Origin of the sequence: Streptosporangium roseum DSM 43021 (assembly GCF_000024865.1) — a bacterium.
GTDB lineage: Bacteria > Actinomycetota > Actinomycetes > Streptosporangiales > Streptosporangiaceae > Streptosporangium > Streptosporangium roseum.
In genome coordinates this window covers 2241452-2263789 of the sequence record NC_013595.1, presented here as the reverse complement: position 1 = coordinate 2263789, position 22338 = coordinate 2241452, and the positions used below count along the sequence as shown (strand labels likewise).

Genomic DNA, 22338 nt, shown 5'->3' with positions numbered 1-22338 from the left:
GGCTGACCTGCCCGTATGGCAACCGGCAGAAACACGCGCCGGCCCCGGCGGCCCGCGGCGCGCACGGCCGCGGGCCGGTGGGTCAGGCGCGGCAGGCGGCCACGACCCGGTCGGCGGCCTCGTCGATCGGGATCTCCTCCTTGACGCCGGTGACGCGGTCGCGCAGCTCGGCGACGCCCTGGGCGAGCCCCCGGCCGATGATCAGGATCGTGGGCATGCCGAGCAGCTCGGCGTCCTTGAACTTCACCCCCGGGGAGACCCCGGCGCGGTCGTCCACCAGCACGCGCAGGCCGCGGGCCTGAAGGTCTTCGGCCAGCCGGTTCGCGGCCTCGATCTGGCCGTCCTTGCCGGTGCCCACGACGTGGACGTCCACCGGGGCGACCTCGCGGGGCCAGACCAGGCCGAGCTCGTCGTGCCTCTGCTCGGCCAGCACGGCCACGGCGCGGGAGACACCGACGCCGTAGGAGCCCATGGTGACGCGGATCGGCTTGCCGTCGGGGCCGAGGGCGTCCAGCTTCGCGGCGTCGGCGTACTTGCGGCCGAGCTGGAAGATGTGGCCGATCTCGATGCCCCGGTCGATGGACAGCCCGGAGCCGCAGACCGGGCAGGCGTCGCCCGCGCGGACCTCGGCGGCCTCGATCGTGCCGTCGGCGGTGAAGTCGCGGCCGGCGACCACGCCGGCGGCGTGCTTGCCGGGCTCGTTGGCACCCGTCACCCAGGCGCTGCCGTCGACCACGCGGGGGTCGACGAGGTAGCGGATGCCGAGGTCCTTGAGCACCTGCGGGCCGATGTAGCCGCGGACCAGGCCGGGGTGCCTGGCGAAGTCCTCGGCCTCGAAGATGGCGGGCTCGCCGGGGGCCAGGGAGGCCTCCAGCCGCTTGAAGTCGACCTCGCGGTCGCCCGGCACGCCGACGATCAGCGTCTCGGACTTGCCGGAGCCGGGAGTGGTGACCTTGACCACGATGTTCTTGAGCGTCTCGGCGGCGGTGATGCCCAGGCCGTGGTGCTCGTTGACGTGGTCGACCAGCGACTCGATGGTCGGGGTGTCAGGGGTGTCGAGGACCCGCAGGGCCGGCCGCTCGCCGGTGATCGCGGCGGGGGCGGGGGTGGTGACCGCTTCGGCGTTGGCCGCGTAGCCGCACTGGTGGCAGGCGACGAAGGTGTCCTCGCCCGTCGCGGCGGGCGCGAGGAACTCCTCGGAGGCGGAGCCGCCCATCGCGCCGGAGGTGGCGAAGCAGATCTTGTAGCTGATGCCGAGGCGGTCGAAGGTCCTGATGTAGGTCTCGCGGTGCTGCTCGTAGGAGCGCTTGAGACCGTCGTCGTCCAGGTCGAAGGAGTAGGAGTCCTTCATGACGAACTCGCGGCCGCGCAGGATGCCGGCCCGGGGGCGGGCCTCGTCGCGGTACTTCGTCTGGATCTGGTAGAGCGTCACCGGGTAGTCCTTGTAGGAGGAGTACTCCCCCTTGACCATGTCGGTGAACATCTCCTCGTGGGTGGGGCCGAGGAGGTAGTCGGCCCCCTTGCGGTCCTGGAGGCGGAAGAGCGTGTCGCCGTACTCCGTCCAGCGGCCGGTGGCCTCGTAGTACTCCCGGGGCAGGAGGGCGGGGAAGAGCACCTCCTGGCCGCCCATGCGGTTCATCTCCTCGCGCACGATGCGCGTGACGTTCTCCAGAACCATCTTGCCGAGCGGCAGCCAGGAGTAGATGCCGGGTGCGACACGACGGACATACCCGGCGCGGACGAGCAACTTGTGGCTCGGGACCTCCGCGTCTGCCGGGTCGTCCCTCAGTGTTCGAAGAAACAACGACGACATGCGCAGCAGCACGGCTACTCCTAGCTAGCAGGGATCGATGGCTACAGGCTATCGACTGGCGCAAGCAGGTTGTCTGCCGTCAGAGACCGACGGCGAAGACGAAGTAGGAGGAAGCGATGATCAGCGCCACCAGCGCCGCGCGGAGCCGGCCCTTCCCCCGCCGCAGCGAGAACAGCATCGCCGCCGCCAGGGCGGTCACGACCAGGACGCTCTCCGGCCAGAATCCGGGGACGTGTTCCAGGCCGCCGGGCAGCGCCTTGTCCAAGCCGTCGATGGCGACGACCCCGGCGAGCGTACCGCCCGCGAAGTCGCCCCAGAGGTCGTCGCGCTTGGTGAAGTAGGACAGCAGGCCGAAGGAGGCGAGGGTGAAGAGCGTGAAGTTCAGCGTCGCGCCGTTGCTGCCGAGGCTCAGGAACTCGCCGCCCGACTTGAAGATCGAGGCGGCCAGCAGCGCGATTATCGGCCCGAGGGTGGCCAGCAGGCTGGTCAGCGCCGCCCAGCCGAGGCTGGCGGCGGTGCGTCCCACGATGACGACGAACAGCACGTAGGCGTAGGGCTCGTAGATCGCGTACAGCAGGTCCGGGCCGTCGGCGAGCACGGCCCCGAGCGCGCCGAGCAGCATCCCGCCGACGAACGAGAGCACCATGTGGAGCACGATCGCCCGCTCCTGGCGGTCATCGGCGATGAAAGTGGCCGTGTAGTTCTGGTCCAACGTGTAATTCTGGTCAACGGAAGCCACCGATCCCCCGATCTGCATTCGCTTGTGGCCATGTGAAGCATATGTGACCTGCAAGGATGCACAAAATGTGCCAAATATAGTCCAACAAGCAAACGCTTGGTTATGCTGTCCGGGTGAGCCTGACCGAAGAGCAGCGTGAACTCCGCGAGGCCGTCCGCTCCTTCCTCACCGAACGCCCCGGAGCCCCCTGGGGCCGCTTCGCCGCCGAACTGGGCGTGGCGGGCCTGGCCGTCCCCGAGGAGTACGGCGGGGCCGGGTGCGGAACGGCGGAGGTCGCCGTCGTGTGTGAGGAGCTGGGCCGCGCGCTCTCGCCCTATCCCTATCTGTCAACCGTGGTGCTGGCCTCGGAGGCGGTCAAGGCCGCCGGAAATCCGTCCGCCATGGCCAGGCTGCTGCCGGGTATCGCGGACGGCTCCATCACCGCAACCGTGCTGTTCCCCGATGACGCCGATCTAACCTTGAGTGACGGAAAGCTCACCGGGACCGCCCGCTACGCGCTGGACGCCGAGGTGGTGCTGGCCTTCGTCGACGGCGAGCTGGTCGAGGCCGTCCCCTCCTCCCGCGCCCCGCACGCGCCCCTGGACCAGACCCGCCCGCTCGCCGCGTTCGCCTTCGACGCCGTCCCGGTCGTGCGGGTGGGCGACGGCACGGCCTGCAGCCGGGTCCGGGACCTGGGCGTCACCGGCCTCGCCGCCGAACAGGCCGGGGGCGCCGCCCGCTGCCTGGAGACGGCCGTGGCCCACGCGAGACAGCGCCACCAGTTCGGCCGCCCGATCGGCTCCTTCCAGGCCGTCAAGCACAAGCTCGCCGACCTGCTCCTGCTGGCGGAGTCCGCCCGCTCCGCCGCGCTGGCGGCCGCCCGGGCCCCGGCGGAGGACCTCCCCGTCCTGGCGGCCATCGCCGGCTCCTACTGCACCGAGGCCTACCTGACCGCCGCGGGCGAGAACATCCAGATCCACGGCGGCACCGGCGTCACCTGGGAGCACTCGGCCCACCGCCACTTCAAGCGCGCCACCGCCGACGCCCAGCTCTTCGGCCCCCCGCACGCGCACCGCGCCCGCCTGGCCTCCGCCGCCGGCCTCTGACCCGGCGTACGGCCGTTCGCGCGTGAGGGCAGCCAGACCCCGCAAGCCCGGTCAACCCCCGAGGAGCACTTCCCAGGGCTGGCGGGAGGACGTCCTGCGGGTGGTGTCGAGGGCCTCGGCCATGCGCCAGGGACCGGGCCGGCCGCGCAGGCGCTCCCGGCCCACGGGGTCGGCCGCGCGCAGGACGAACAGGACCCCCATGACGTCGAGGGCGGCGGTGGCCGAGGTGGCGGGGCCCGCCGGGACGGCCAGGGCTCCGGGGAGGCCGGGGTCGCGGACGTGCTCGGCCAGCGCGGCGGCGACCTCGGCGGCGTGAGGGCCGTCGCGCCACTCGACATGCCAGCTCTGGTCGGCCCCCCGCCACCAGGTCAGGTCCCGGCAGGACTCCATGAGCTCGGCCTCGCCCGCCAGCGCGGCCATCACCCGTCCCAGCGCCTCGAACCGGCGCGCCTCCTCCGGCCGGGCCCCACCGGACGCGGCTACGACCTGCCGGGGCTCACCGGACGCGGCGACCTGTCGAGGCTCGCCGGACGGGGCAACCTGCCGAGCCTCACCGGACGGGGCGACGGCACGCCGGACCTCACCGGGCGCGGTGAGGGGATGCCCCGCCGCTCGCGGCTTCCTCACCTCCGGGGACGGGCCGTCCTTCTGGCGTCGCGCGCCGGTTTTCCGCCGTTTCTCCGCCCCTGAACTCACGGAGCCAACTGTGATCGGCGGGACCCGTCCCCGCAAGTCCCGGTTTGACCGCCGGGCGGGCGGGGTCGGCTTGTTGCCGCCCCACCAGGCTGGTAATCTCGCCAAGCGAGCGCTTGGTTAAGTGAAGGGCTCGCGACCGGGGACCGGATGTGACACAACGGAGGCGTGGATGACGTCCCTACGGATCAGCCTGGGATACGAGCTGGAGGTCCGCGGGCGCTCCCGCGAGGTCGAACAACAGGCGTTCCAGAACGTGATCGAGCAGGTGACCCTCGGCGACCGGCTGGGGTTCGACACCGCGTGGTTCGTCGAGCACCACTTCACCCGCGGCTTCTCCCACTCCTCGGCACCCGACCTGGTGCTGGCCGCGATATCCCAGCGCACCGAGCGCATCCACCTGGGCCTGGGCGTGGTGCTGCTGCCGTTCCAGTCCCCCATTCGCACGGCCGAGCGGGTCGCGACCCTCGACGTCATCTCCGGCGGCCGGGTGGAGTTCGGCACGGGCCGCGGCGCCTCCCCGCTGGAGTACCAGGCCTTCCAGAAGCCGTTCGAGAAGTCCCGGCAGATCTGGGAGGACTCCCTGGAGGCGACCCTCGCCATCTGGAAGGCCGACGGCGAGCCGATCAGCCGGTCCAACGAGTTCTTCGAGATCCCCGACGTCGCCGTCTACCCGCGCCCCGCGCAGGTGCCGCACCCTCCCGTGTGGGTGGCGTCGACCTCCCTGGAGGGATACCTGGCCGCCGCCAAGCACGGCTACAACCTGCTCGGCATGACGATGCTCAAGGGCATCGACGACGTCGCCGAGGACATCGCCAAGTACCGGCGGTGCCTGGCCGACAACGGCTTCGACCCCGACAGCCGCCGGGTCGCGCTGATGATCCCCTGGTACGTCGCGGAGACCCGCGAGCGGGCGTTCGAGATCGCCGCCGACCCGGTGCTGTGGTACATCCGGCGCCAGGTCAACCTGGTCACCCCGCCCGACTACTACGACGCCCGGCACGCCACCCACAAGGTCCTCGGCCAGCTCGCGGCCGGGCTGCCCCCGGAGGAGGCCATGGCCACGCTCCGCGAGCACCACATGGTCGTGGTGGACGACGTGGAGGGCTCGCGCAAGGCGGCGGCCCGCATCGCCGAGGCCGGGGCCACCGACCTGATCCTCCAGGCCCAGGTCGGCGGCCTCGCCCACGAGCACGTCTGCGCGTCGATGCGGCTGTTCATGGCCGAGGTGGCGAAATGACGGCCGATCGGGGCGACGGGGCGGCGGAGGGGAACATGACGGTCTGGAAGACCCGGAGCGACCTCGCCTCGGCGGGCCGTACCGCGACCGGCCTGCTGCTGGTCTCGGCGGACGCCGACAGCGTGGCCGCGGCGGGCGGCGACGCCGAGCGGACCGGGGCGTACGCCGCCGCGCTGGAGGCGGCGGGGGTGGGCGCGGTGGACCGCGTGGTGGTGGCGCTGTCCGGGGACGGCGAGCTCGCGGGCGCGCAGTGGGCCCGGGCCGCCGCCGGGGTGGCCCGTGCGGCCGCCTCCGTCGGGCCGCGCGGCCGGCTCCGGCTGCACCACGCGCTGGAGTCCCTGGGGGCGACCACCCTGGTGATCACGCCGACCGGGGCCATGGACCTGCTGGCCCGGCTGCACCTGGAGTTCCTGCTCGACCCGCTCGACCTGGGCCTGCGGCACATCATCCTGACCGGGGAGATCGCCTCACGGCGGACGATGCCTCACCTGGCGGCCGAGTTCGAGGCGGAGGTGACGGAGGTCTACTGCTCGCCGTTCACCGCGGTGCCGCTGGGCTGGCGGTCCTCGGAGCCGGCCCCGCTCACCCTGTTCGATCCGGGGTCGGTCGGCCTGGCCTCGCTGGAGAAGGACGAGTCGCTGGTCCCCCCGTACGCCCCCGGCCTGGCCGAGGTGGTCGTCGCCGATCCGGCGACCGGCGCGACGCTCCGCACCGGGCAGGTCGTCCGGGTGGCCGCCGGGGACGCGGTCCCCGCGCCGGAGCACACCGTCGGCGACCACGTGCTGGTCCGCGGGGTGTGGCTGTCGCTGAACCGGATCGAGAGGGCGCTCGGCAAGATCGACGGAGTCTCCGGCTGGGAGCTGGGCGTGTCACGGCAGGGCACGCTCGACGCCGTGACCCTGACCGTGACGTTCAACCGAGAGAGCCTCGTCGGCAACCCCATGTGGAAGTCACGCATCCGGCAGTCGCTCCGGGCGCTCACCCCGATCACGATCGACGTCGAGATCTCCCCACAGGCGTCGGAGGCCGCCCCCCGGGGCGTGGTGAACGACGCGCGCGGCCACCACCTGGGCAGGGACCGTACGGCCATCGCCCGCTGACCCCCTCCGGAGGCGCGACCGCCATGGAAGTACCCGACTGGGGGACGATCCCCCGGATGCTCCGCGACCAGGCCGGCACCCACCCCTCCGACATCGTGGTGGCCGGCGGCGAGGTACGGCTGTCGCTCGCCGGGCTGCGCGACCGGGCCGGCGCCGTCGCCCGCGGCCTGATCGCCCTGGGCGTGCGGCCCGGGGACCGGGTCGCGATCTGGGGCCTGAACGACCCGGACTGGGTGGTGGGGGCGTTCGGCGTCTGGGACGCCGGGGCGGTGCTCGTCCCGCTGTCGGCGCGCTACAAGGGCATCGAGGCCGCCGCGACGCTCGGCAGGACCGGGGCGAGCGTGCTGGTCACCGGCCACGGCCCGGACGGCACGGTCTTCACCGATCTGCTGGCCGGCACGGCGGGCGGCCCCGGGGCGGGGCGGCCCTTCGAGGGCCTGCCGGAGCTGCGGTGTTCGGTCGTGCCCGACGCGCTGGAGCGGCCGGGGACGGTGCGGCGCTCGCGGATGCTCTCGGCCGGGGCCCGGATCGGCCACGCCGAGGCGGAGGAGCGGGCGCTGGCCGTACGGCCGGACGACCTGTGCGAGATCATGTCCACCTCCGGCAGCACGGGGACCCCCAAGGGCGTCATGCTGGAGCACGGCCACACGCTGCGGGGCTACTGGGACTGGGCGGAGATCGTCACCCTCCGACCCGGCGACCGCTATCCGATCGTCGCGCCGTTCGCGCACGGCTTCGGGCTCAACGCCGGGCTGCTGGCCTCGGTGATGCGCCGGGCCACGATGATGCCGATCCCGGTGTTCGGCCCGGAGCTGCTGACGGAGCTGATCCACGACAGGCGGATCACGGTTCTGGCCGGTCCGCCGACGCTGTTCCACCGGCTGCTGGAGGGCGACGTCGGGGAGCACTCGCTCCGCGTGGCGATCTGCGGCGCGGCCTCGGTGCCCGCCGAGCTCATCCGCAGGCTGCTGGAGCGGACCGGCCTGGAGCGCATGATCAACGCCTATGGGCTGATGGAGGGCACGGTCGTCTCCATGACCAGGGCGGAGGACCCCGTCGAGGTCGTCGCGTCGAGCACGGGCCGCCCGGTGCCGGGCATCGAGGTCAGGATCGTGGACGACCACGGCGCGGAGGTCCCCACCGGAGAGCGCGGGGAGATCGTCATGCGCGGCTACGGGGTCATGCGCGGCTACTGGGACGACCCGGACAGGACGGCCGAGGTGATCAGGGACGGCTGGCTCCACACCGGCGACATCGGCACCTTCGACGCCGACGGCAACCTCGCGGTCGTGGACCGCAAGAAGGAGCTGTTCATCGTCGGCGGGTTCAACGTCTCCCCCGCCGAGGTGGAGGGGCTGCTGCTGCGGGAGGGCTCCCTGGCCCAGGCCGCGGTGGTCGGGATGCCGGACGAGAGGTCGGGCGAGGCCGGCTGGGCGTTCGTGGTCCCCCGGCCGGGTGTCGCCGTCGATCCGGAGAGGGTTCTCGCCTGGGCCCGGGAGAACATGTCCAACTACAAGGTGCCCAGGCGGGTGATCGTGGTGGACGTCCTGCCCGCCAACGCGAACGGGAAGACGGACAAGCGCGTCCTGCGCGCGCGGGCGGCCGGCCGGGCGCGGGGCGGGAACAGCGTTGCAGGGCCGGATACAGCGAGATAACCGCCACGAGTGGGTACGACGGATATATCCGGTGCAGCCTGAAATCCCCGCCAGGAACGGGGCCGCGCACCGGTAACGCGGATTATCTGGATCAACTCGGCCTGTCGAGGCTGGCAGGGCGAGCCCCGGTGATACAGAATCGCGTTCACGACAGCCAGCGCCCTAGGAGGCGACGTGTCACTGCGAGTCGCGATTGTCGGGTCGGGACCTGCCGGGATCTACACGGCCGAGGCGTTGACGAAGCAGGCCCCCGGGTCCGTCGAGGTGGACGTGATCGAGCGGCTGCCCACGCCCTACGGCCTGGTGCGCTACGGCGTGGCCCCCGACCACACCTCGATCAAGTCGATCGCGGACTACCTGCGCCGGGTGCTGGAGCTGCCGGCCGTGCGGTTCCTGGGCGGCGTCGAGCTCGGCAAGGACGTCGGCGTCACCGATCTGCTGGACTGCTACGACGCCGTGGTCTACTGCACCGGCGCGATGGTGGACCGGCGGATGGGCATCCCCGGCGAGGACCTGCCCGGCAGCGTGGCGGCCACCGATTTCGTGAACTGGTACTGCGGCCACCCCGACACGCCCGCCGACCGCTTCGTCCTCGACAGCCCGGAGGTCGCGGTGATCGGCGTGGGCAACGTGGCGGTGGACGTGGTGCGCGTCCTCGCCAAGACCGCCGAGGAACTGCGCGCCACGGACGTGCCGGACGAGGTGCTGACCCGGCTGGCCGGCAGCCAGGTCAAGGCCATCCACATGATCGGCCGCCGGGGGCCGGAGCACGCCAAGTTCACCCTGAAGGAGCTGCGGGAGCTGGGCGAGCTGGCCAACGCGGACGTGTGCGTACGGCCCGAGGAGGCGGTGGCGGACGTCACGGAGGCGTCGCGGCAGATCCGGGGGAACGTCGAGGTGCTGCAGAGCTGGGCCGCCCGCAGCCCCGTGGGCCGCCCCAGGCGGCTGGACGTGCGGTTCTGGATGCGCCCCGTGGAGATCCTCGGCGAGAGCCGGGTGGAGGCGCTCAGGCTCGAACGGACCCGGCTGGTGGACGGCCGCGTCGTGGGCACCGGCGAGTTCGAGACCCTTCCGGTCGGCATGGTCCTGCGCTCGGTCGGCTACCAGAGCGTGCCACTGCCCGGCGTCCCCTTCTCCGACGCCACCATGACCGTGCCGAACGTGGCCGGCCGGGTCCGTGACCGCGAGTACGTGGCGGGCTGGCTCAAGCGCGGTCCCACCGGGGTGATCGGCACCAACAAGTCCGACGCCGCCGAGACGGTCCGCACCCTCCTGGCCGACCTCGCCGGCCGTGAGCCGGTACGGCGCGCGGACCTGGACGCCGTCCTCGCGTCCCGGGGCGTCGCGCCCATCACCTACCGGCACTGGCTGGCCATCGAGGCGGCCGAGGAGTCCCTGGCCAGGACCCTGGGCCGCGGCGACCGCGTCAAGCTCCTCGGCCTCGCCGCGATGCTCACCGCCTCCGGCCGCTGACCCGCTCACCGCCTCCGGCCCCGCCGTCCCTCCCCGCACGACACGGCCCGCCGGCCCGCTCAGGGAAACCGGCGAGACCACGCGCGTCGTGTCCGGGGACGGCCGGGCATTGGGGTGCGACCGGCCCGACACGTCCATGAGGAGCACCCGATGCGCGTCACGCTCACCGACCCGCTGGCCCTGATCCCCGGCTTCGGGGAGACCCACCGCGAGCAGTCGGCGGCCTATCCGGCGGCGCCGCCGCCCTGGCAGCCGGTGCACACCGTCTACGTGCCGGCCGACCGGTTCGGCGCCGGGACGGTGGCGGCGTGGGGGGAGGCGGCGCTGGAGCTGTTCGGGCGGCACCTGCCCGCCGAGGACATGGCGGGGGTCTTCGGCATGGACGAGCAGGTGGCGGGGGCCGTGCACGAGAAGGTCGCCGCCAAGCTCGGCACGGAGCCGGTCGAGGACCTGCGGGTGGACTTCGAGGACGGGTACGGCCCGCGCCCCGGCGAGGAGGACGGCCACGTCGCCCAGGCCGCGGCGGCCGTCGCGGCCCTGCACGCGGACGGGACGCTCCCCCGCCGCTGGGGGCTGCGGGTGAAGTCGTTCGCCGACGGCGATCCGGCCCGCAGCGTCCGGACGCTGGACGGGTTCCTGACCGGGGTGATGGAGCGGGCCGGGCACCTGCCGGCGGGGTTCGTGGTCACCTTCCCCAAAGTCCTGATGAGGGCCTATCTCGGCCAGTTCGCCGACTGCCTGGAGGCGCTGGAGGGAGGGCTCGGCCTCGCCGGCGGCACGCTCCGGTTCGAGATGCAGGTGGAGGCCCCCCAGACGGTGCTGTTCCTCGACCCCTCCCTGGTCGCCGCGCTCGGGGGCAGGCTGGCCGCCGCGCACTTCGGGGTCTTCGACTACACGGCGAGCTGCTCCCTGCCCCCGCACGAGCAGCGGCTGGACCATCCGGTCTGCGACCACGCCCGGCACGTCATGCGGACGGCGTTCGCCGGGACCGGGGTGGAGCTGTCGGACGGCTCGCTGGCCGCCTCGCCCGCCTCCGGCGACGGGCACGCCGTGCGGGAGCTGTGGCGGCGGCACGCGGAGCTGGTCAGGCACTCCCTGAGCCACGGCTTCTACCAGGGCTGGGACATGCACCCCTCACACCTGGTCAGCCGTTACGCCGCGGTCTACCACTTCCACCTGTCGCACTACGAGGAGTACGCGCAGCGGGTGCGCGCCTGGGAGGAGCGGCGCGAGGCGGCGGGCGGCGTGATGGACGAGCCCGCCACGGTCCGGACGATGACCGCCGCCCTCCGCCGCGCCGACCTGGCCCTCGGGAAGACGTGAACCGGCGGATCCTCCGTACGCGTCAGTCGATCAGGGTCCGCCACTGGCGGACCAGGCGCGCGTCGACCGGGTCGGACCACGAGGCCCGCACCGCGCTGCCGACGTGGAAGGCCCGCACGCCGTACTCCAGCAGCGCCGGGACGTGACCCGGCCTGAGCCCGCCGCCCGCCATGATCAGCGGACCGTCGCCGGCCTCGCAGCGGGTCTTGAGCAGCGCCAGGCCGTCGCCCACGCCGTGGGGCGACCCGGAGGTGAGCACGGTGGCGAGGTTGGGCAGCAGGCGGACGGCCCGCCAGCCCGCCTGGATGTCGGCCGCGTGGTCGACCGCCCGGTGGAAGGTCCAGGGCAGCGGGGCGACGGCGTGGATGAGCGCCTCGGTGGCGGCCAGGTCGACCACTCCGGCGGAGTCGAGGAAGCCGAAGACGAACCCGGCCGCGCCCGCTTCGGAGAGGGCCCGGGCGTCACGCCGCAGGCCCTCCAGCGACTCGGGCGCGGCCAGGAACGAGGCCTCGCCGCGCAGCATCACCATCTGCGGCAGCGCGCACTCCTTGGAGATCGCCGCGACCGTCTCCACCGCCGGGGTGAGCCCGTCGGACGCCATGTCGACGACGATCTCCAGACGGTCGGCGCCGCCTTCTTCCGCCGCGACGGCGTCACGCACGTCGAGCGCGATCACCTCAAGCAAGGATCCGGTCATGGGGTGAGGCTATCGGATGACTTTGTCCCGGGATCGCCGTGGTTCAGACATGCTGCCGTACCGAAGATCCACGCCAGTCCACGAAAGGCATCGCGGTGCCGAGGGCGCGGCCTCGCAGGCCACCGGCCCGCTGGAACAGCGCCCCCGAGGCACGGTGCGGCAGATCGACCGTGCGGAGGTGAGCGAAACGCTGGTCCCGATAGTAGTCCTGCAGTCGCGTGTTGTCCTTGGAGCAGTCAAGCCGGAGCCATTTTCTGCCCATCGCCAGCACCCGCAGGCCCGCCCAGTCGAGCAGCGCCTCCCCCAGGCCGCGGCCGGAGTGGGCGCGCGCCACGGACAGCTTGTGGACGTAGAGCGCCGATCCCGGGTCGTCCCCGGCCGCCCAGAACTCGGGGTCGGCCTGACCGTCCAGGGCGAGGGTGGCGGCGGGCCCCTCCTCGCCGTCCAGCAGATACATGGTCCCCTCCTCGATCAGTGGGGCGATGCGCTCGGCCGGGAAGCCTCCGGCGGGCCACTGCCGTACGCCGCGGCCGTTCAGCCAGTCGGCCGTCTCCGCGAGGAGCGCGAGCACTCCCGGGAGGTCGGCGCCGGTCGCGGCGCGCAGTGTGAGCAGGCGCGTGGTGGGGTTGACGGTGTTCGAGTGCATGGTTCATCCCTTCGTTGCACTGGGTGCGTGAGGTGACACGGAAAGTGGCCGAGCGGTGGCGCACGGCATCCATGCCGGGCTAGGCGGAACGCCTAGGGGTCTGAGGCGAGCCGAGGGAAGAGGCGGCGCCTGTCCGTCCGGCGGGTGCGGCCCGATGGCCGCCCGCGGCGCGGACGTGAACGGGGCCGCCCCGTCAGGGCGGCCACGGGGACGTCAACGGCTTTCCAGCTCGTATCTGATCAGGTGCTTGTCGGCGGGGAGGACCGACACCGCCACACGCACGGGGGTGTCGCTCTCGTCGTATCCGACCCGGACGTAGACGACCACGGGCGTTCCCGACTGGAGCTGGAGCCGCTCGGTCTCCGAGCTGGTGGGCATCCGGGCCCAGATGTCGTCGACCACCCGGACCTGGGGGTGGCCGAGCTCCTCCAGCACCCTGTTGGCGCCGCGCGTGATGTCGCCGGGACGGGCGATCTCGGAGTCCGCGACCAGCGCCAGGGGGAAGTAGGAGTCGTTGGTGTTGTACGGCTGGCCGTCCACGAACCGCAGCCGGCGGCGGACCACGGCGAGCTCCTCGTCGGGCAGTTCCAGCCTGCTGGCGATCTCCTCGACCGGGTGGACGATCGAGACCTCGATCTCCTGGCTGGGGGCACGGCCCTCCTGGGAGACCGCCCAGGCGAACGCCTCTCTGGTCTCCTCCGGCTGCGGCCGGAGCTCGCGCTGGGGGTGGATGAGCAGCGGGCGTCGCTCCCTGACCACGGTCCCCCGGCGCGGGGTGCGGGTGACCAGGCCCTCGTTGACCAGCTCACCGAGGGCCAGCCGCACGGTGTTCCGGCTGACCTGGTGGGACAGCATGAGTTCCGCTTCGGTCGGCAGCTGATCTCCCGGCCCGAGCGCACCGGAGTAGATGGTCCTCCGAAGCTCGGAGGCCACCAGCTGATACAGCGTTGACCGTGCCATTTAGTCCCCTTTGTGCCAACAAAACTAGACGATCTGGTTCTAGCGGGGAACAGCCCCTTGACCTAACCTCCCGCGAGCCGCATTATCCAATCGTTGGTACAAATCCATCGAAAGGTCGGCGGGAGGTGAAGACCGGTGCTGTCGGTCCGCGCGGACATGCCGTATCTGCCCTGGCGCGACCCCTGCGAGGCAACACGTTTACTGCGCTACGCGTTGCATCGCCAGGGATTCACCCACACCTACCAGAGCAACGGGAACGGCATGTCCGTGCTTTCGGTGCTGACCGATCTGACCGTGTGGTGTAAGAACGGCCTTTTCGTATGGAGCGAAGGCGGCCGGGAGACGGTCCACCCGGCCGACGATCCGGTCGGGGCGGCACGTCTCATCTCACGGCACCACCGCGGACCGGCGGCCGGCGACGGCCCCTCCGGGGAGAGGGCGGTTCCCCAGGCCCACCCCTCTCCCCCCACCGACTCCGTGCGCGACTAGCCGGTGCCAGGACCCCAACCCTCGCCGGGGTCCTCACACCGCCGCGCCGGGGCGGAACGTGCCCTGGCGGGTCCCCCACGCCCGCCAGGGCACGGACCCGTCAGGGCGCGCTCTCGTCAAATCACGGACCCGCCAGGGCACGCTCTCGTCAGAACACGGACCCGCCAGGGCACGGCCCCGCCCGCACGCCGCAGGGCACGACCTTCGCAGGGCACGGACCCGTCAGGGCACGGGCCCGCCGGGACGACGCCGCACCGGGACGCGGTCCCGCCGGGGCCGCGTCACTCCAGCGGCCGCCAGTTGATCAGGGAGAGCTCCTCGTCGACGACGGTGAAGACCGCCTGGACGGCCTGGCCCGCGACCGGCGGCTCCCGCCGGTCCCAGTTGCCGTACATCACGCATTCGGGCGCGTCCGCCAGCCGTACCATCACCACGACGTAGGGCTCGGTCACCCCGGCGAGAAAGGGCTGGTGGCTGACGATCCAGCTCTCGACGCGGCCGGTGGGGCCGATCGGCTGCCAGTGCCACCGGCCGGTCCTGCAGCGGTGGCAGTAGGCGCGGGCCGGGAACCGCAGCGTGCCGCAGGAGTCGCAGCGCTGGACGACGAACTCGTGCCGGGCGGCCCGCTCCCACCATTCCGCCGAGTCGCGATCGGTCACCGGGCGCACGCTTCACCCCTTCCGGAGGATCAGTGCCGAGGTGGCAGGCAGGATGTAGCCGGGCTGGGCGGTGGACAGCGCCACCTCGGCGCCGTCCACCTGCCTGTCACCGGCGTCGCCGCGCAGTTGCGAGACGGCCTCGGCGATGTGGTTGACGCCGTGCACGTATCCCTCGGAGAGGAACCCGCCGTGCGTGTTGACCGGCAGCTCGCCGCCGGGCTCGGTGGCGCCGGAGGCGACGTACGGCCCGCCCTCGCCCTTGGCGCAGAACCCGTAGTCCTCCAGCTGCACGATCACCGAGTAGGTGAAGCAGTCGTAGATCTCGGCCACGTCGATCTCGGCGGGGCCGACGCCCGCCTGCCGGTAGAGGCGGGGGGCCAGCTCGGCCGCTCCGGTCACCGTGGTGTCCGCGCCGCCGCCGGACATGAAGGAGTCGCCGCCGCCCCACGCCGCCGCGGAGATCAGCACCGGCGGCCGTCGCAGGTCCCGGGCCCTGTCCGCGCGGGTGATGACGAGCGCGCAGGCCCCGTCGGTCTCCAGGCAGCAGTCGAGCAGCCGGAACGGCTCCGCGATCCACCGGCTGTCGAAGTAGTCGTCCAGGGTGATCGGGGTGCGCATGAGCGCGCGGGGGTTCTTCACCGCGTTGGCCCGCTGCGTGACCGCGAGCCGGCCGAAGTGCTCGGGCCGCGTGCCGTACCTCTCCATGTGGGCGCGGGCGAACATCGCGTACTGCTGCGGCGGCGCGAAGTATCCGTACGGCGCCTGGTACTGCACCTCCGGGCCGGCCGGCAGTCCCCGGCCCGTCCCGCCCATCCGGAACTCCGAGCGCGCGTTGATCGCCCGGTAGCAGACGACCGTCTCGGCCATCCCCGCCGCGACCGCGAGCGCGGCCTGCCCGACCACCGCGTGGGAGACGCTGCCGCCGCCGAACTGGTCCAGGTACCAGCTCGGCCGGTGGATGCCGAGCGCGGGGCCGACCACCGAGGGGGCGGCGGAGTCGCCGACCCGGTGGGTGGCGATGCCGTCCACGTCGTCGGCGGTCAGGCCGGCGTCCTCCAGGGCGGCCAGGACGGCCTCGCAGGCCAGGGTCAGCGTGCTGACTCCGGAGTTCTTGGACAGCCGCGTGTATCCGACCCCCGCGACAGCCGTACGGTCCCGGAAACCGCCCACGCGCACCCCCCGAATACAAGCAAGCGCTTGGCCAAAGGCTAGGCAGGGCGGGTCCCGGGTGTCAACGGAGAGTGCGATCCACCACTTTTTCCGGCACTCCCCTGTCATCCAAGCAAGCGCTTGGTAATATGAAACGAGACGGTGGGGAACACCGTCCGCCGCCGAACTTCCCTCGGGGGCCGACCTGGCGCGATCGAGGAGGCGAGTGCGACCATGAGCACCCATGCGGCCCGGCTGCTGGAGCCGGACGGCCACCTGCGCGTCACCCGCGACGGGCACGGCATCATCTCCAACGGAGTCGCCATGCACAGTGGCCTTCCCCAGGGCCTGTCCGACGGATCCGAGAACCACGTCCAGGCCGTGGACGGCAAGTGGTTCCGCTCCGTGCTCGGCCACTTCGCCACCGGCGTCGTCGCCATCACCGCCGTCGACCCCGACAGCGGCGAGCCGTGCGGCCTGGCCGCCAACTCCTTCACCTCGGTCTCGCTGGACCCGCCCCTGGTGGCCTTCTGCGTGGCGCACACCAGCACGAGCTGGCCGCGCCTGCGCGCCGCCAAGTCCCAGACCGTCAACGTGCTCGCCGAACACCAGGAGCCGGTCTGCGCCGCGCTCGCGAGCAGGGGCGGCGACAAGTTCGCCGGCCTGCACTGGACCGAGTCCCCCGGCGGCAACCCGGTGATCCACGAGGCGCTGGCCTGGATCGACTGCTCGATCGAGGCGGAGCATCCGGCGGGCGACCACGTCATCGTCGTCGCACGGGTCCACCAGCTCGGCGTCCACGGCGACGGCGGCCCGCTGCTGTTCTTCCGGGGCGGCTACGGCCGGTTCCAGGCATGACCCTGCGCGAGGAGATCCGCTCCTGGCTGGAGGAGCACCTGAGCGGCGAGTTCTCCGGTGCCCGGGGGCTGGGCGGGCCGGGCCGCGAGCACGAAGGCCACGACATCCGCCTGGCCTGGGAGCGCCGGCTCGGCGAGGCCGGCTGGACGTGCCTGGGCTGGCCCGGGGAGTACGGCGGGCGGGACGCGACGCTGGAGGATCAGGTCGCCTTCCACGAGGAGTACGCCCGCGCGGCGGCTCCGGCCAGGGTCGGGCACATCGGCGAGGGGCTGATCGGGCCGACCATCATCGACCACGGCACCGAGGAGCAGCGGCGGCGCTTCCTGCCCCCCATCCGGCGGGGCGAGGAGCTCTGGTGCCAGGGCTACTCCGAGCCGGGCGCGGGCTCCGACCTGGCCGGCGTCCAGACCCGCGCGCGCCTCCAGGACGGCGAATGGGTGATCACCGGCCAGAAGGTGTGGACCTCGCTGGCCCACGTGGCCGACTGGTGCTTCGTGATCGCCCGGACCGAGCCCGGCTCGCAACGGCACCGGGGCCTGTCCTATCTCCTGGTCCCGATGGACCAGCCGGGCGTCGAGGTCCGGCCCATCGTCCAGATGACCGGCACCAGCGAGTTCAACGAGGTCTTCTTCGACGGCGCCCGCACCGCCGCCGCCAACGTCCTGGGCGCTCCCGGCGAGGGCTGGCGGGTCGCCATGGCCACCCTCGGCTACGAGCGCGGCGCCTCCACCCTCGGCCAGCAGATCGGCTTCCAGCGGGAGTACGCCAAGGTCGCGGAGACCGCGAGGCGGACCGGGGCGGCCCGGGACCCTGTGCTGCGCGACCGGCTGGTCCAGTCGTGGCTGGAGCTGCAGATCATGCGGCTGAACGCGCTGCGCACCATGACCTCGCTGTCGGCCGGCGAACCAGGTCCCGAGGTGTCGATCGGCAAGCTCTACTGGTCGGAGTGGCACCGGCGGCTGGGCGAGCTGGCCCAGGCCGTCCAGGGCCGCGAGGGCCTGGTCGCCGACGGCCCGCCGTACGAGCTGAACGACCTGCAGCGGCTCTACCTGTTCAGCCGCGCCGACACCATCTACGCCGGGTCCAGCGAGATCCAGCGCAACATCATCGCCGAACGCACCCTGGGCCTGCCCAAGGGCTGAGACGGCCATGCCCGCCTGTCCCGCCGCGAGAACGCCGTCGCGAGAATGGAGCCCAGATGGCGACACCTCCCCCCTACCCCCGCGCCCACGGCCTGCTCGACGGGAAGGTCGCGCTGGTGACGGCGGCGGCCGGGGCGGGCATCGGCTACGCCACCGCCCGGCGCTGCGCCGAGGAGGGCGCGACCGTGGTCGTCTCCGACCGGCACGAGCGGCGGCTGGGTGAGGCCGCCGAGGCGCTGGCCGAGCTGACCGGGGTCAAGCCGCTCGCGGTGCCGTGCGACGTGACCTCCGAGACGGAGGTCCAGGCCCTGTTCGAGACGGTGGAGCGGGAGCACGGACGGCTGGACGTGGTGGTCAACAACGCCGGTCTGGGCGGTACGGCCAGGCTCGTCGACATGACCGACGAGCAGTGGGACATGGTGCTCGACGTGACCCTCACCGGCACGATGCGCTGCACCCGGGCCGCCCTGCGGCGGATGATCCCGCGGGGCTCGGGGGTGATCGTCAACAACTCCTCGGTGATCGGCTGGCGGGCCCAGGAGGGGCAGGCGCACTACGCCGCCGCCAAGGCCGGGGTGATGGCCCTGACCAGGTGCGCCGCCGTCGAGGCCGCCCCGCACGGCGTCCGGGTCAACGCCGTCGCCCCGTCGCTGGCCATGCACCCCTTCCTGGCCAAGGTCACCAGTGACGAGCTGCTCGCCGAGCTCACCGCCCGCGAGGCCTTCGGCCGATCGGCGGAGCCGTGGGAGGTGGCCAACGTGATCGTCTTCCTGGCGAGCGAGTACTCCACGTACATGACGGGCGAGGTCGTCTCGGTCTCCAGCCGGCATCCGTAGCGGGTGTCCGGCGCCGTGGCGGAGATCCGGCGCCGTGGCGGGTGTCCGGCGCCGTGGCGGGTGTCCGGCCGCCGGACCCGCCTTCGGCCCCTGCCCGCCGTACCGGTGCCGGGAGCGGACCCGCCACGCCGCCCCGATGACAACAAGTTGATGAATATGGCGATACGAAATCCATAACACCACCGGCGCCCTCGAAGATCCACCAGGAACTGCGTTACAAATTGACGCTATGCCAGACGCCTTCTCCGTCAGCCAGGATGCGATCCGACGTGCCGGTCTGAACGCGAAAGAAGTTCAATCCGATCTGAGCTCCCTCGGCGCCACGGACTTCGCCGGGCTGTCCGCTGGGGCACTGGGCATCATCGGCCTCCCGGCCGTGTTGCGCCACAACCTCGGCCAGGGAGACTTCCACCGCAGGGTCGGCACGGGGGCGGAGTCGGCGCGGAGCATCTCCTCGGGGATGCGCGCCACCGCCGAGGGATACGTCGCGGCGGAGGACGCCGCCATCCAGGCCCTGCTCGAACGCGCCGGCCGGACGAGCAGGCTCGACATCTACTCCGACGAGATGAGGCGGCGGCTCCACCCCGACCGGTGGCCGGAAGGGCAGCCGTGGAAAGGGGGCGCGCTGGTGGTCGGGGGCGTCGCCTCGGCGGGCCTCGCCGTGGGAGCGTCCGGATTGTCGCGGGCGTTCGGCGAGGACATGGAGAGGTGGAGCCCGGGCTCCACCGAGCTGGCCCGCCTGCAGAAGATGAGCGGGCGGACCCACGCGATGCTCAGGGTGGCCTCCACGACGAGCTGGAACGCCGCGATCGCCTGTGTGGTCTGGATGACCGCGATGACCTTCGACGACGACAGCGTCAACCGTGTCATGTCGGCATGGCAGGACAGGGCCGAGCGGCTCGGCGTCATCTTCGGCGCCGGCGACCCCACGGACCGGGAGGCCCTCGCCAGGGCCTGGGAAGGGGACGCGAAGAACGCCGCCGACCGCAAGCTCCGCGACTTCGTCACCGCGGGCATCCAGCTCGCCGACCGTGCGGTGGCCAAGGCCCACGGCCTTCAGGAGGCGGTCCGGCATCTCAACCGGGCGCACGACCTCGCCTTCGCGGTAGTGGTCAAAGAGGTCTGCCTCATGCTGGCCCTGAGCCTCCTGAAGGCGTTCCATCCGGGGGCGCGGATCGGGGCCGAGATCACCGGCCGGCGCCTCGCCATGACGATCGCCTCCGTTCACGGCGTCATCGCCGGTGTCATGGCCTGGAAGATCTTCACGGACGTGGGCGTGGACTTCACCGAGAAGCAGCTGCCGGGGGTCGCTCCGCAGGACTTCCCGGTGATCGCCATGTGACCCGCCGACGCCGCGCCCGCCTCCGGATCCCCCCGCTCCGTCTGCCATCACACCAGGTCAGAGCTGATTTCGCGAAGCAGGGGCGGCTCGACATCGCCCGGGCGGGTGTCGGACAATGGCCGGAGAAGGGAGAAGGTGGAAGGGCTGCCCACCGCACGACTCTGTTCCCCCGAGGTCGAGGGCACGGGAGGACCATGGAGAGCAGCGATCACCCTCCGCTACGGGTCACCCTCCTGGGCGGCTTCCGGCTGCTCGCCGGGGACGACCGGGTGGCCGTCTCGGGCGGGTCCGAGCGCCTTCTGGCGTTCGTCGCCCTGTGCGGCCAGGCCGTGTCCCGGAACCTGCTGGCGGGGACCCTCTGGCCCGAGGCGCCCGAGCGGCGCGCGTGCGCGAGCCTCCGGTCGGCCCTGGTCCGCCTGAACGGCGCCGGGCGGCGGCTGCTCAGTGTCGGCACGACCGAGATACGCCTGTGCCCCGAGGCCCACGTGGACTTCCACGACGCCCGGTCCCTGGCCTACCGCATCCTCGACCCCACCACGCCGACCGGGAACCGGGACCTCAGCGCGGAGGCCGTCGGGCTCCTGTCGAACGGCCTGCTGCCCGGCTGGTACGACGACTGGGCCGTTCTCGAGGCGGAGGAATGGCACCAGCGGCGGCTGCACGCCCTGGAGGCGCTGACCGACGACTTCGTCGCGGCGGGCCGGTGCGCCGACGCGGTCGCCGCCGCCGGCGTCGCCGTACGCGCCGAGCCGCTGCGCGAAAGCGCCCGCGCCGCGCTCATCCGGGCCCATCTGGCCGAGGACAACCAGGCCGAGGCGCTTCGGTGCTTCGAGCGCTACAGGCGTCACCTCCAGGCCGAGCTGGGCCTCCGGCCGACGCCGCGCCTGTGCGAGCTCGTCGCCGGGCTGCGCTCGGAGACACCGCCGTGACGGCGGCACCCCACCGGCGTCACGGCGGGGTGACGCGGGGCCGGTGACGACGGGACCCGGAGGTCAGGGCGGACCCACGGCAGCCGGACGATTTTTCGCTGGCACGTTCCACATCCGTGACGTCCCGCATCTGGCGGAATTCCGGTCTTTCCCTCTAGCGTGCGCATCATGACCACCGATGGGCGCTCGGCGCACATTCTCGACGTCCTGATCACCGAGTTCGGTGACTCCATCAAGCGCGACCCCGCCGCCTTCCGGCGCAAGTTCCGGAAGATGGCGGCCTCACCCTTCGCCTTCTACCGGGGCAGCGCCAGCCTCTTCTACGCGGACATGACCGGGGCCTTCGCCGACGACGCCTTCCTCGACGGGCAGACGGGCCGGGTGTGGATCCACGGCGACCTGCACGCCGAGAACTTCGGCACCTACATGAACGCCTCGGGCGTGCTGGTCTTCAACGTCAACGACTTCGACGAGGCCTACGTCGGGCCCTACGTCTGGGACCTCAAGCGGTTCGCGGCCAGCGTCGCGCTCATCGGGTACGCCAAGGCGCTGTCGGACGGAGTGATCACCGAGCTGGTGTCCGGGTTCGCCCACGCCTACCTCGCCGAGCTGACCGCCATCTCGGAGGGCGGGGACGACGCGATCGGCTCGCTGACCCTGGAGACCACCACCGGCGTGCTCCACCGGGTGCTCCAGGTCGCCCGGCTGAACACCCGGGTGGCGCTGCTGGACGCCGAGACCACGATCGACAACTTCGACCGCAGGTTCGCCGCCATGGACGGCCGCTTCCCGGTCGACGAGGAGATGCGGCACACGGTGGAGGCGGCCTTCCAGGACTACCTGACCACTCTCCCCGCGGTCTCCGAGATCGAGCACAAGATCAAGGACTTCGCGCTCCGCACGGGTGTCGGCATCGGCTCGGCGGGTCTGCCCTCCTACAACATGCTGCTGGAGGGCCACACCCAGGCCCTGGAGAACGACGTCATCCTCTATATGAAGCAGGCCCAGGTCCCGGCGGTGGCCCGGCACATCACCGACGAGAAGGTGCACGGCTACTTCAGGCACCAGGGCCACCGCACCGCCGAGTCGCAGCGGGCCCTGCAGGCCTACGCCGACCCCTGGCTCGGTTACACCACGCTGAACGGCGTCGGCCAGCTCGTCGCCGAGGTCTCCCCCTACTCCGCCGACCTGGACTGGGGCGACGTCAACGAGCCGGACGAGCTCGCCTCGGTGATCCGCGACCTCGGCCGGGCCGTGGCCCGCATGCACTCGGTGGCCGACGACGAGTCCAGCCACGACCTGGTCGACTTCTCCACCGAGGACGCGATCGTGGCCGTGATCGACGGCGACGCCGACGGCTTCACCGGCATGCTCGTCGACTTCGCCCACGCCTACGGCGCGCAGGCCAGGACCGACCACGGGCTCTTCGTCGACCTGTTCCGCAACGGCCGTCTCCCCGGCCTCTGACCAGGTGCCGGAACGGCGCCCCCGGCCGCCCGAGCGGGCGGGG

21 protein-coding genes are annotated in these 22338 nt (G+C 72.3%); 13 read left to right on the top strand and 8 right to left on the bottom strand.

The window, feature by feature from the left end:
• Positions 1-82 precede the first annotated feature (82 nt).
• Entirely contained in the window at positions 83-1825 is a 1743-nt protein-coding gene (locus SROS_RS10180; RefSeq protein ID WP_012888837.1) for a proline--tRNA ligase, read from the bottom strand.
• A 67-nt stretch (positions 1826-1892) separates the two neighbouring features.
• A complete protein-coding gene (locus SROS_RS10175) occupies positions 1893-2525 on the bottom strand; it encodes a hypothetical protein (RefSeq protein ID WP_043651721.1) in 633 nt (210 codons plus the stop codon).
• A 140-nt stretch (positions 2526-2665) separates the two neighbouring features.
• On the opposite strand from SROS_RS10175, the gene SROS_RS10170 reads away from it, so the two are divergent.
• Positions 2666-3637, top strand: a complete 972-nt coding sequence (locus SROS_RS10170) for an acyl-CoA dehydrogenase family protein (RefSeq protein WP_012888835.1) — start codon at positions 2666-2668, stop codon at positions 3635-3637.
• A 51-nt stretch (positions 3638-3688) separates the two neighbouring features.
• Here the strand turns inward: SROS_RS10170 and SROS_RS49405 are convergent, their stop codons facing one another.
• Positions 3689-4264, bottom strand: coding sequence for a hypothetical protein (locus SROS_RS49405; RefSeq protein ID WP_148269008.1), 576 nt, complete (start codon positions 4262-4264; stop codon positions 3689-3691).
• 238 nt (positions 4265-4502) lie between these two features.
• On the opposite strand from SROS_RS49405, the gene SROS_RS10160 reads away from it, so the two are divergent.
• The 5 genes from SROS_RS10160 (at position 4503) to SROS_RS10140 (ending at position 11121) form a co-directional block, all read left to right on the top strand.
• Positions 4503-5570 carry an LLM class flavin-dependent oxidoreductase gene (locus SROS_RS10160; RefSeq protein ID WP_012888833.1) on the top strand — a complete coding sequence of 356 codons (1068 nt, stop codon included), beginning with the start codon at positions 4503-4505 and terminating at the stop codon, positions 5568-5570.
• Positions 5567-6670 (top strand): class I adenylate-forming enzyme family protein, encoded by a 1104-nt coding sequence (locus tag SROS_RS10155; RefSeq protein ID WP_012888832.1) that lies wholly within the window; start codon positions 5567-5569, stop codon positions 6668-6670. The genes SROS_RS10160 and SROS_RS10155 overlap by 4 nt, the downstream gene beginning before the upstream one ends.
• A gap of 23 nt (positions 6671-6693) precedes the next feature.
• A complete protein-coding gene (locus tag SROS_RS10150; RefSeq protein ID WP_012888831.1) occupies positions 6694-8325 on the top strand; it encodes an AMP-binding protein in 1632 nt (543 codons plus the stop codon).
• A 174-nt stretch (positions 8326-8499) separates the two neighbouring features.
• On the top strand, positions 8500-9798 hold the full coding sequence (locus SROS_RS10145; protein ID WP_012888830.1) for an FAD-dependent oxidoreductase: 1299 nt from the start codon (positions 8500-8502) through the stop codon (positions 9796-9798).
• 150 nt (positions 9799-9948) lie between these two features.
• Positions 9949-11121: a DUF6986 family protein gene (locus tag SROS_RS10140; protein WP_012888829.1), complete on the top strand. Its 1173-nt coding sequence runs from the start codon at positions 9949-9951 to the stop codon at positions 11119-11121.
• Positions 11122-11143: 22 nt separating this feature from the next.
• Here SROS_RS10140 and SROS_RS10135 read toward each other — a convergent pair whose 3' ends face one another.
• The 3 genes from SROS_RS10135 to SROS_RS10125 form a co-directional block, all read right to left on the bottom strand.
• A complete protein-coding gene (locus SROS_RS10135; RefSeq protein ID WP_012888828.1) occupies positions 11144-11818 on the bottom strand; it encodes a copper homeostasis protein CutC in 675 nt (224 codons plus the stop codon).
• Between the two features lie 43 nt (positions 11819-11861).
• Positions 11862-12464, bottom strand: a complete 603-nt coding sequence (locus SROS_RS10130; protein ID WP_012888827.1) for a GNAT family N-acetyltransferase — start codon at positions 12462-12464, stop codon at positions 11862-11864.
• Positions 12465-12677: 213 nt separating this feature from the next.
• Positions 12678-13424 (bottom strand): GntR family transcriptional regulator, encoded by a 747-nt coding sequence (locus tag SROS_RS10125; RefSeq protein ID WP_012888826.1) that lies wholly within the window; start codon positions 13422-13424, stop codon positions 12678-12680.
• 135 nt (positions 13425-13559) lie between these two features.
• Between SROS_RS10125 and SROS_RS50865 the strand changes: the two genes are divergently transcribed.
• On the top strand, positions 13560-13913 hold the full coding sequence (locus SROS_RS50865; RefSeq protein ID WP_012888825.1) for a hypothetical protein: 354 nt from the start codon (positions 13560-13562) through the stop codon (positions 13911-13913).
• 281 nt (positions 13914-14194) lie between these two features.
• Here the strand turns inward: SROS_RS50865 and SROS_RS10115 are convergent, their stop codons facing one another.
• Together SROS_RS10115 and SROS_RS10110 are read right to left on the bottom strand one after the other, a co-directional pair.
• Positions 14195-14572 carry a Zn-ribbon domain-containing OB-fold protein gene (locus SROS_RS10115; protein WP_245564599.1) on the bottom strand — a complete coding sequence of 126 codons (378 nt, stop codon included), beginning with the start codon at positions 14570-14572 and terminating at the stop codon, positions 14195-14197.
• A 12-nt stretch (positions 14573-14584) separates the two neighbouring features.
• Entirely contained in the window at positions 14585-15742 is a 1158-nt protein-coding gene (locus tag SROS_RS10110) for a thiolase C-terminal domain-containing protein (RefSeq protein WP_012888823.1), read from the bottom strand.
• A 213-nt stretch (positions 15743-15955) separates the two neighbouring features.
• Between SROS_RS10110 and SROS_RS10105 the strand changes: the two genes are divergently transcribed.
• From SROS_RS10105 to SROS_RS10080, 6 genes are all read left to right on the top strand, one after another.
• Positions 15956-16579: a flavin reductase family protein gene (locus SROS_RS10105; protein ID WP_012888822.1), complete on the top strand. Its 624-nt coding sequence runs from the start codon at positions 15956-15958 to the stop codon at positions 16577-16579.
• Entirely contained in the window at positions 16576-17721 is a 1146-nt protein-coding gene (locus SROS_RS10100; RefSeq protein WP_012888821.1) for an acyl-CoA dehydrogenase family protein, read from the top strand. The genes SROS_RS10105 and SROS_RS10100 overlap by 4 nt, the downstream gene beginning before the upstream one ends.
• A gap of 56 nt (positions 17722-17777) precedes the next feature.
• Positions 17778-18557 (top strand): SDR family oxidoreductase, encoded by a 780-nt coding sequence (locus tag SROS_RS10095; protein WP_012888820.1) that lies wholly within the window; start codon positions 17778-17780, stop codon positions 18555-18557.
• 229 nt (positions 18558-18786) lie between these two features.
• Complete coding sequence (locus SROS_RS10090; RefSeq protein WP_012888819.1) at positions 18787-19899, top strand: hypothetical protein; 1113 nt, start codon at positions 18787-18789, stop codon at positions 19897-19899.
• A 194-nt stretch (positions 19900-20093) separates the two neighbouring features.
• On the top strand, positions 20094-20828 hold the full coding sequence (locus SROS_RS10085) for an AfsR/SARP family transcriptional regulator (RefSeq protein WP_012888818.1): 735 nt from the start codon (positions 20094-20096) through the stop codon (positions 20826-20828).
• 168 nt (positions 20829-20996) lie between these two features.
• On the top strand, positions 20997-22295 hold the full coding sequence (locus SROS_RS10080) for a DUF2252 domain-containing protein (protein WP_012888817.1): 1299 nt from the start codon (positions 20997-20999) through the stop codon (positions 22293-22295).
• Positions 22296-22338: the final 43 nt, after the last annotated feature.

Excerpts from the sequence above, each read along its gene's own strand:
- SROS_RS10085 (WP_012888818.1), top strand. The coding sequence starts at position 20,094 with ATGGAGAGCAGCGATCACCCTCCGCTACGGGTCACCCTCCTGGGCGGC.
- SROS_RS10080 (WP_012888817.1), top strand. The coding sequence starts at position 20,997 with ATGACCACCGATGGGCGCTCGGCGCACATTCTCGACGTCCTGATCACC.
- SROS_RS10095 (WP_012888820.1), top strand. The coding sequence starts at position 17,778 with ATGGCGACACCTCCCCCCTACCCCCGCGCCCACGGCCTGCTCGACGGG.
- SROS_RS10140 (WP_012888829.1), top strand. The coding sequence starts at position 9,949 with ATGCGCGTCACGCTCACCGACCCGCTGGCCCTGATCCCCGGCTTCGGG.
- SROS_RS10105 (WP_012888822.1), top strand. The coding sequence starts at position 15,956 with ATGAGCACCCATGCGGCCCGGCTGCTGGAGCCGGACGGCCACCTGCGC.
- SROS_RS10150 (WP_012888831.1), top strand. The coding sequence starts at position 6,694 with ATGGAAGTACCCGACTGGGGGACGATCCCCCGGATGCTCCGCGACCAG.
- SROS_RS10125 (WP_012888826.1), bottom strand. The coding sequence starts at position 13,424 with ATGGCACGGTCAACGCTGTATCAGCTGGTGGCCTCCGAGCTTCGGAGG.
- SROS_RS10135 (WP_012888828.1), bottom strand. The coding sequence starts at position 11,818 with ATGACCGGATCCTTGCTTGAGGTGATCGCGCTCGACGTGCGTGACGCC.
- SROS_RS10090 (WP_012888819.1), top strand. The coding sequence starts at position 18,787 with ATGCCAGACGCCTTCTCCGTCAGCCAGGATGCGATCCGACGTGCCGGT.
- SROS_RS10160 (WP_012888833.1), top strand. The coding sequence starts at position 4,503 with ATGACGTCCCTACGGATCAGCCTGGGATACGAGCTGGAGGTCCGCGGG.
- SROS_RS10100 (WP_012888821.1), top strand. The coding sequence starts at position 16,576 with ATGACCCTGCGCGAGGAGATCCGCTCCTGGCTGGAGGAGCACCTGAGC.
- SROS_RS10155 (WP_012888832.1), top strand. The coding sequence starts at position 5,567 with ATGACGGCCGATCGGGGCGACGGGGCGGCGGAGGGGAACATGACGGTC.
- SROS_RS10130 (WP_012888827.1), bottom strand. The coding sequence starts at position 12,464 with ATGCACTCGAACACCGTCAACCCCACCACGCGCCTGCTCACACTGCGC.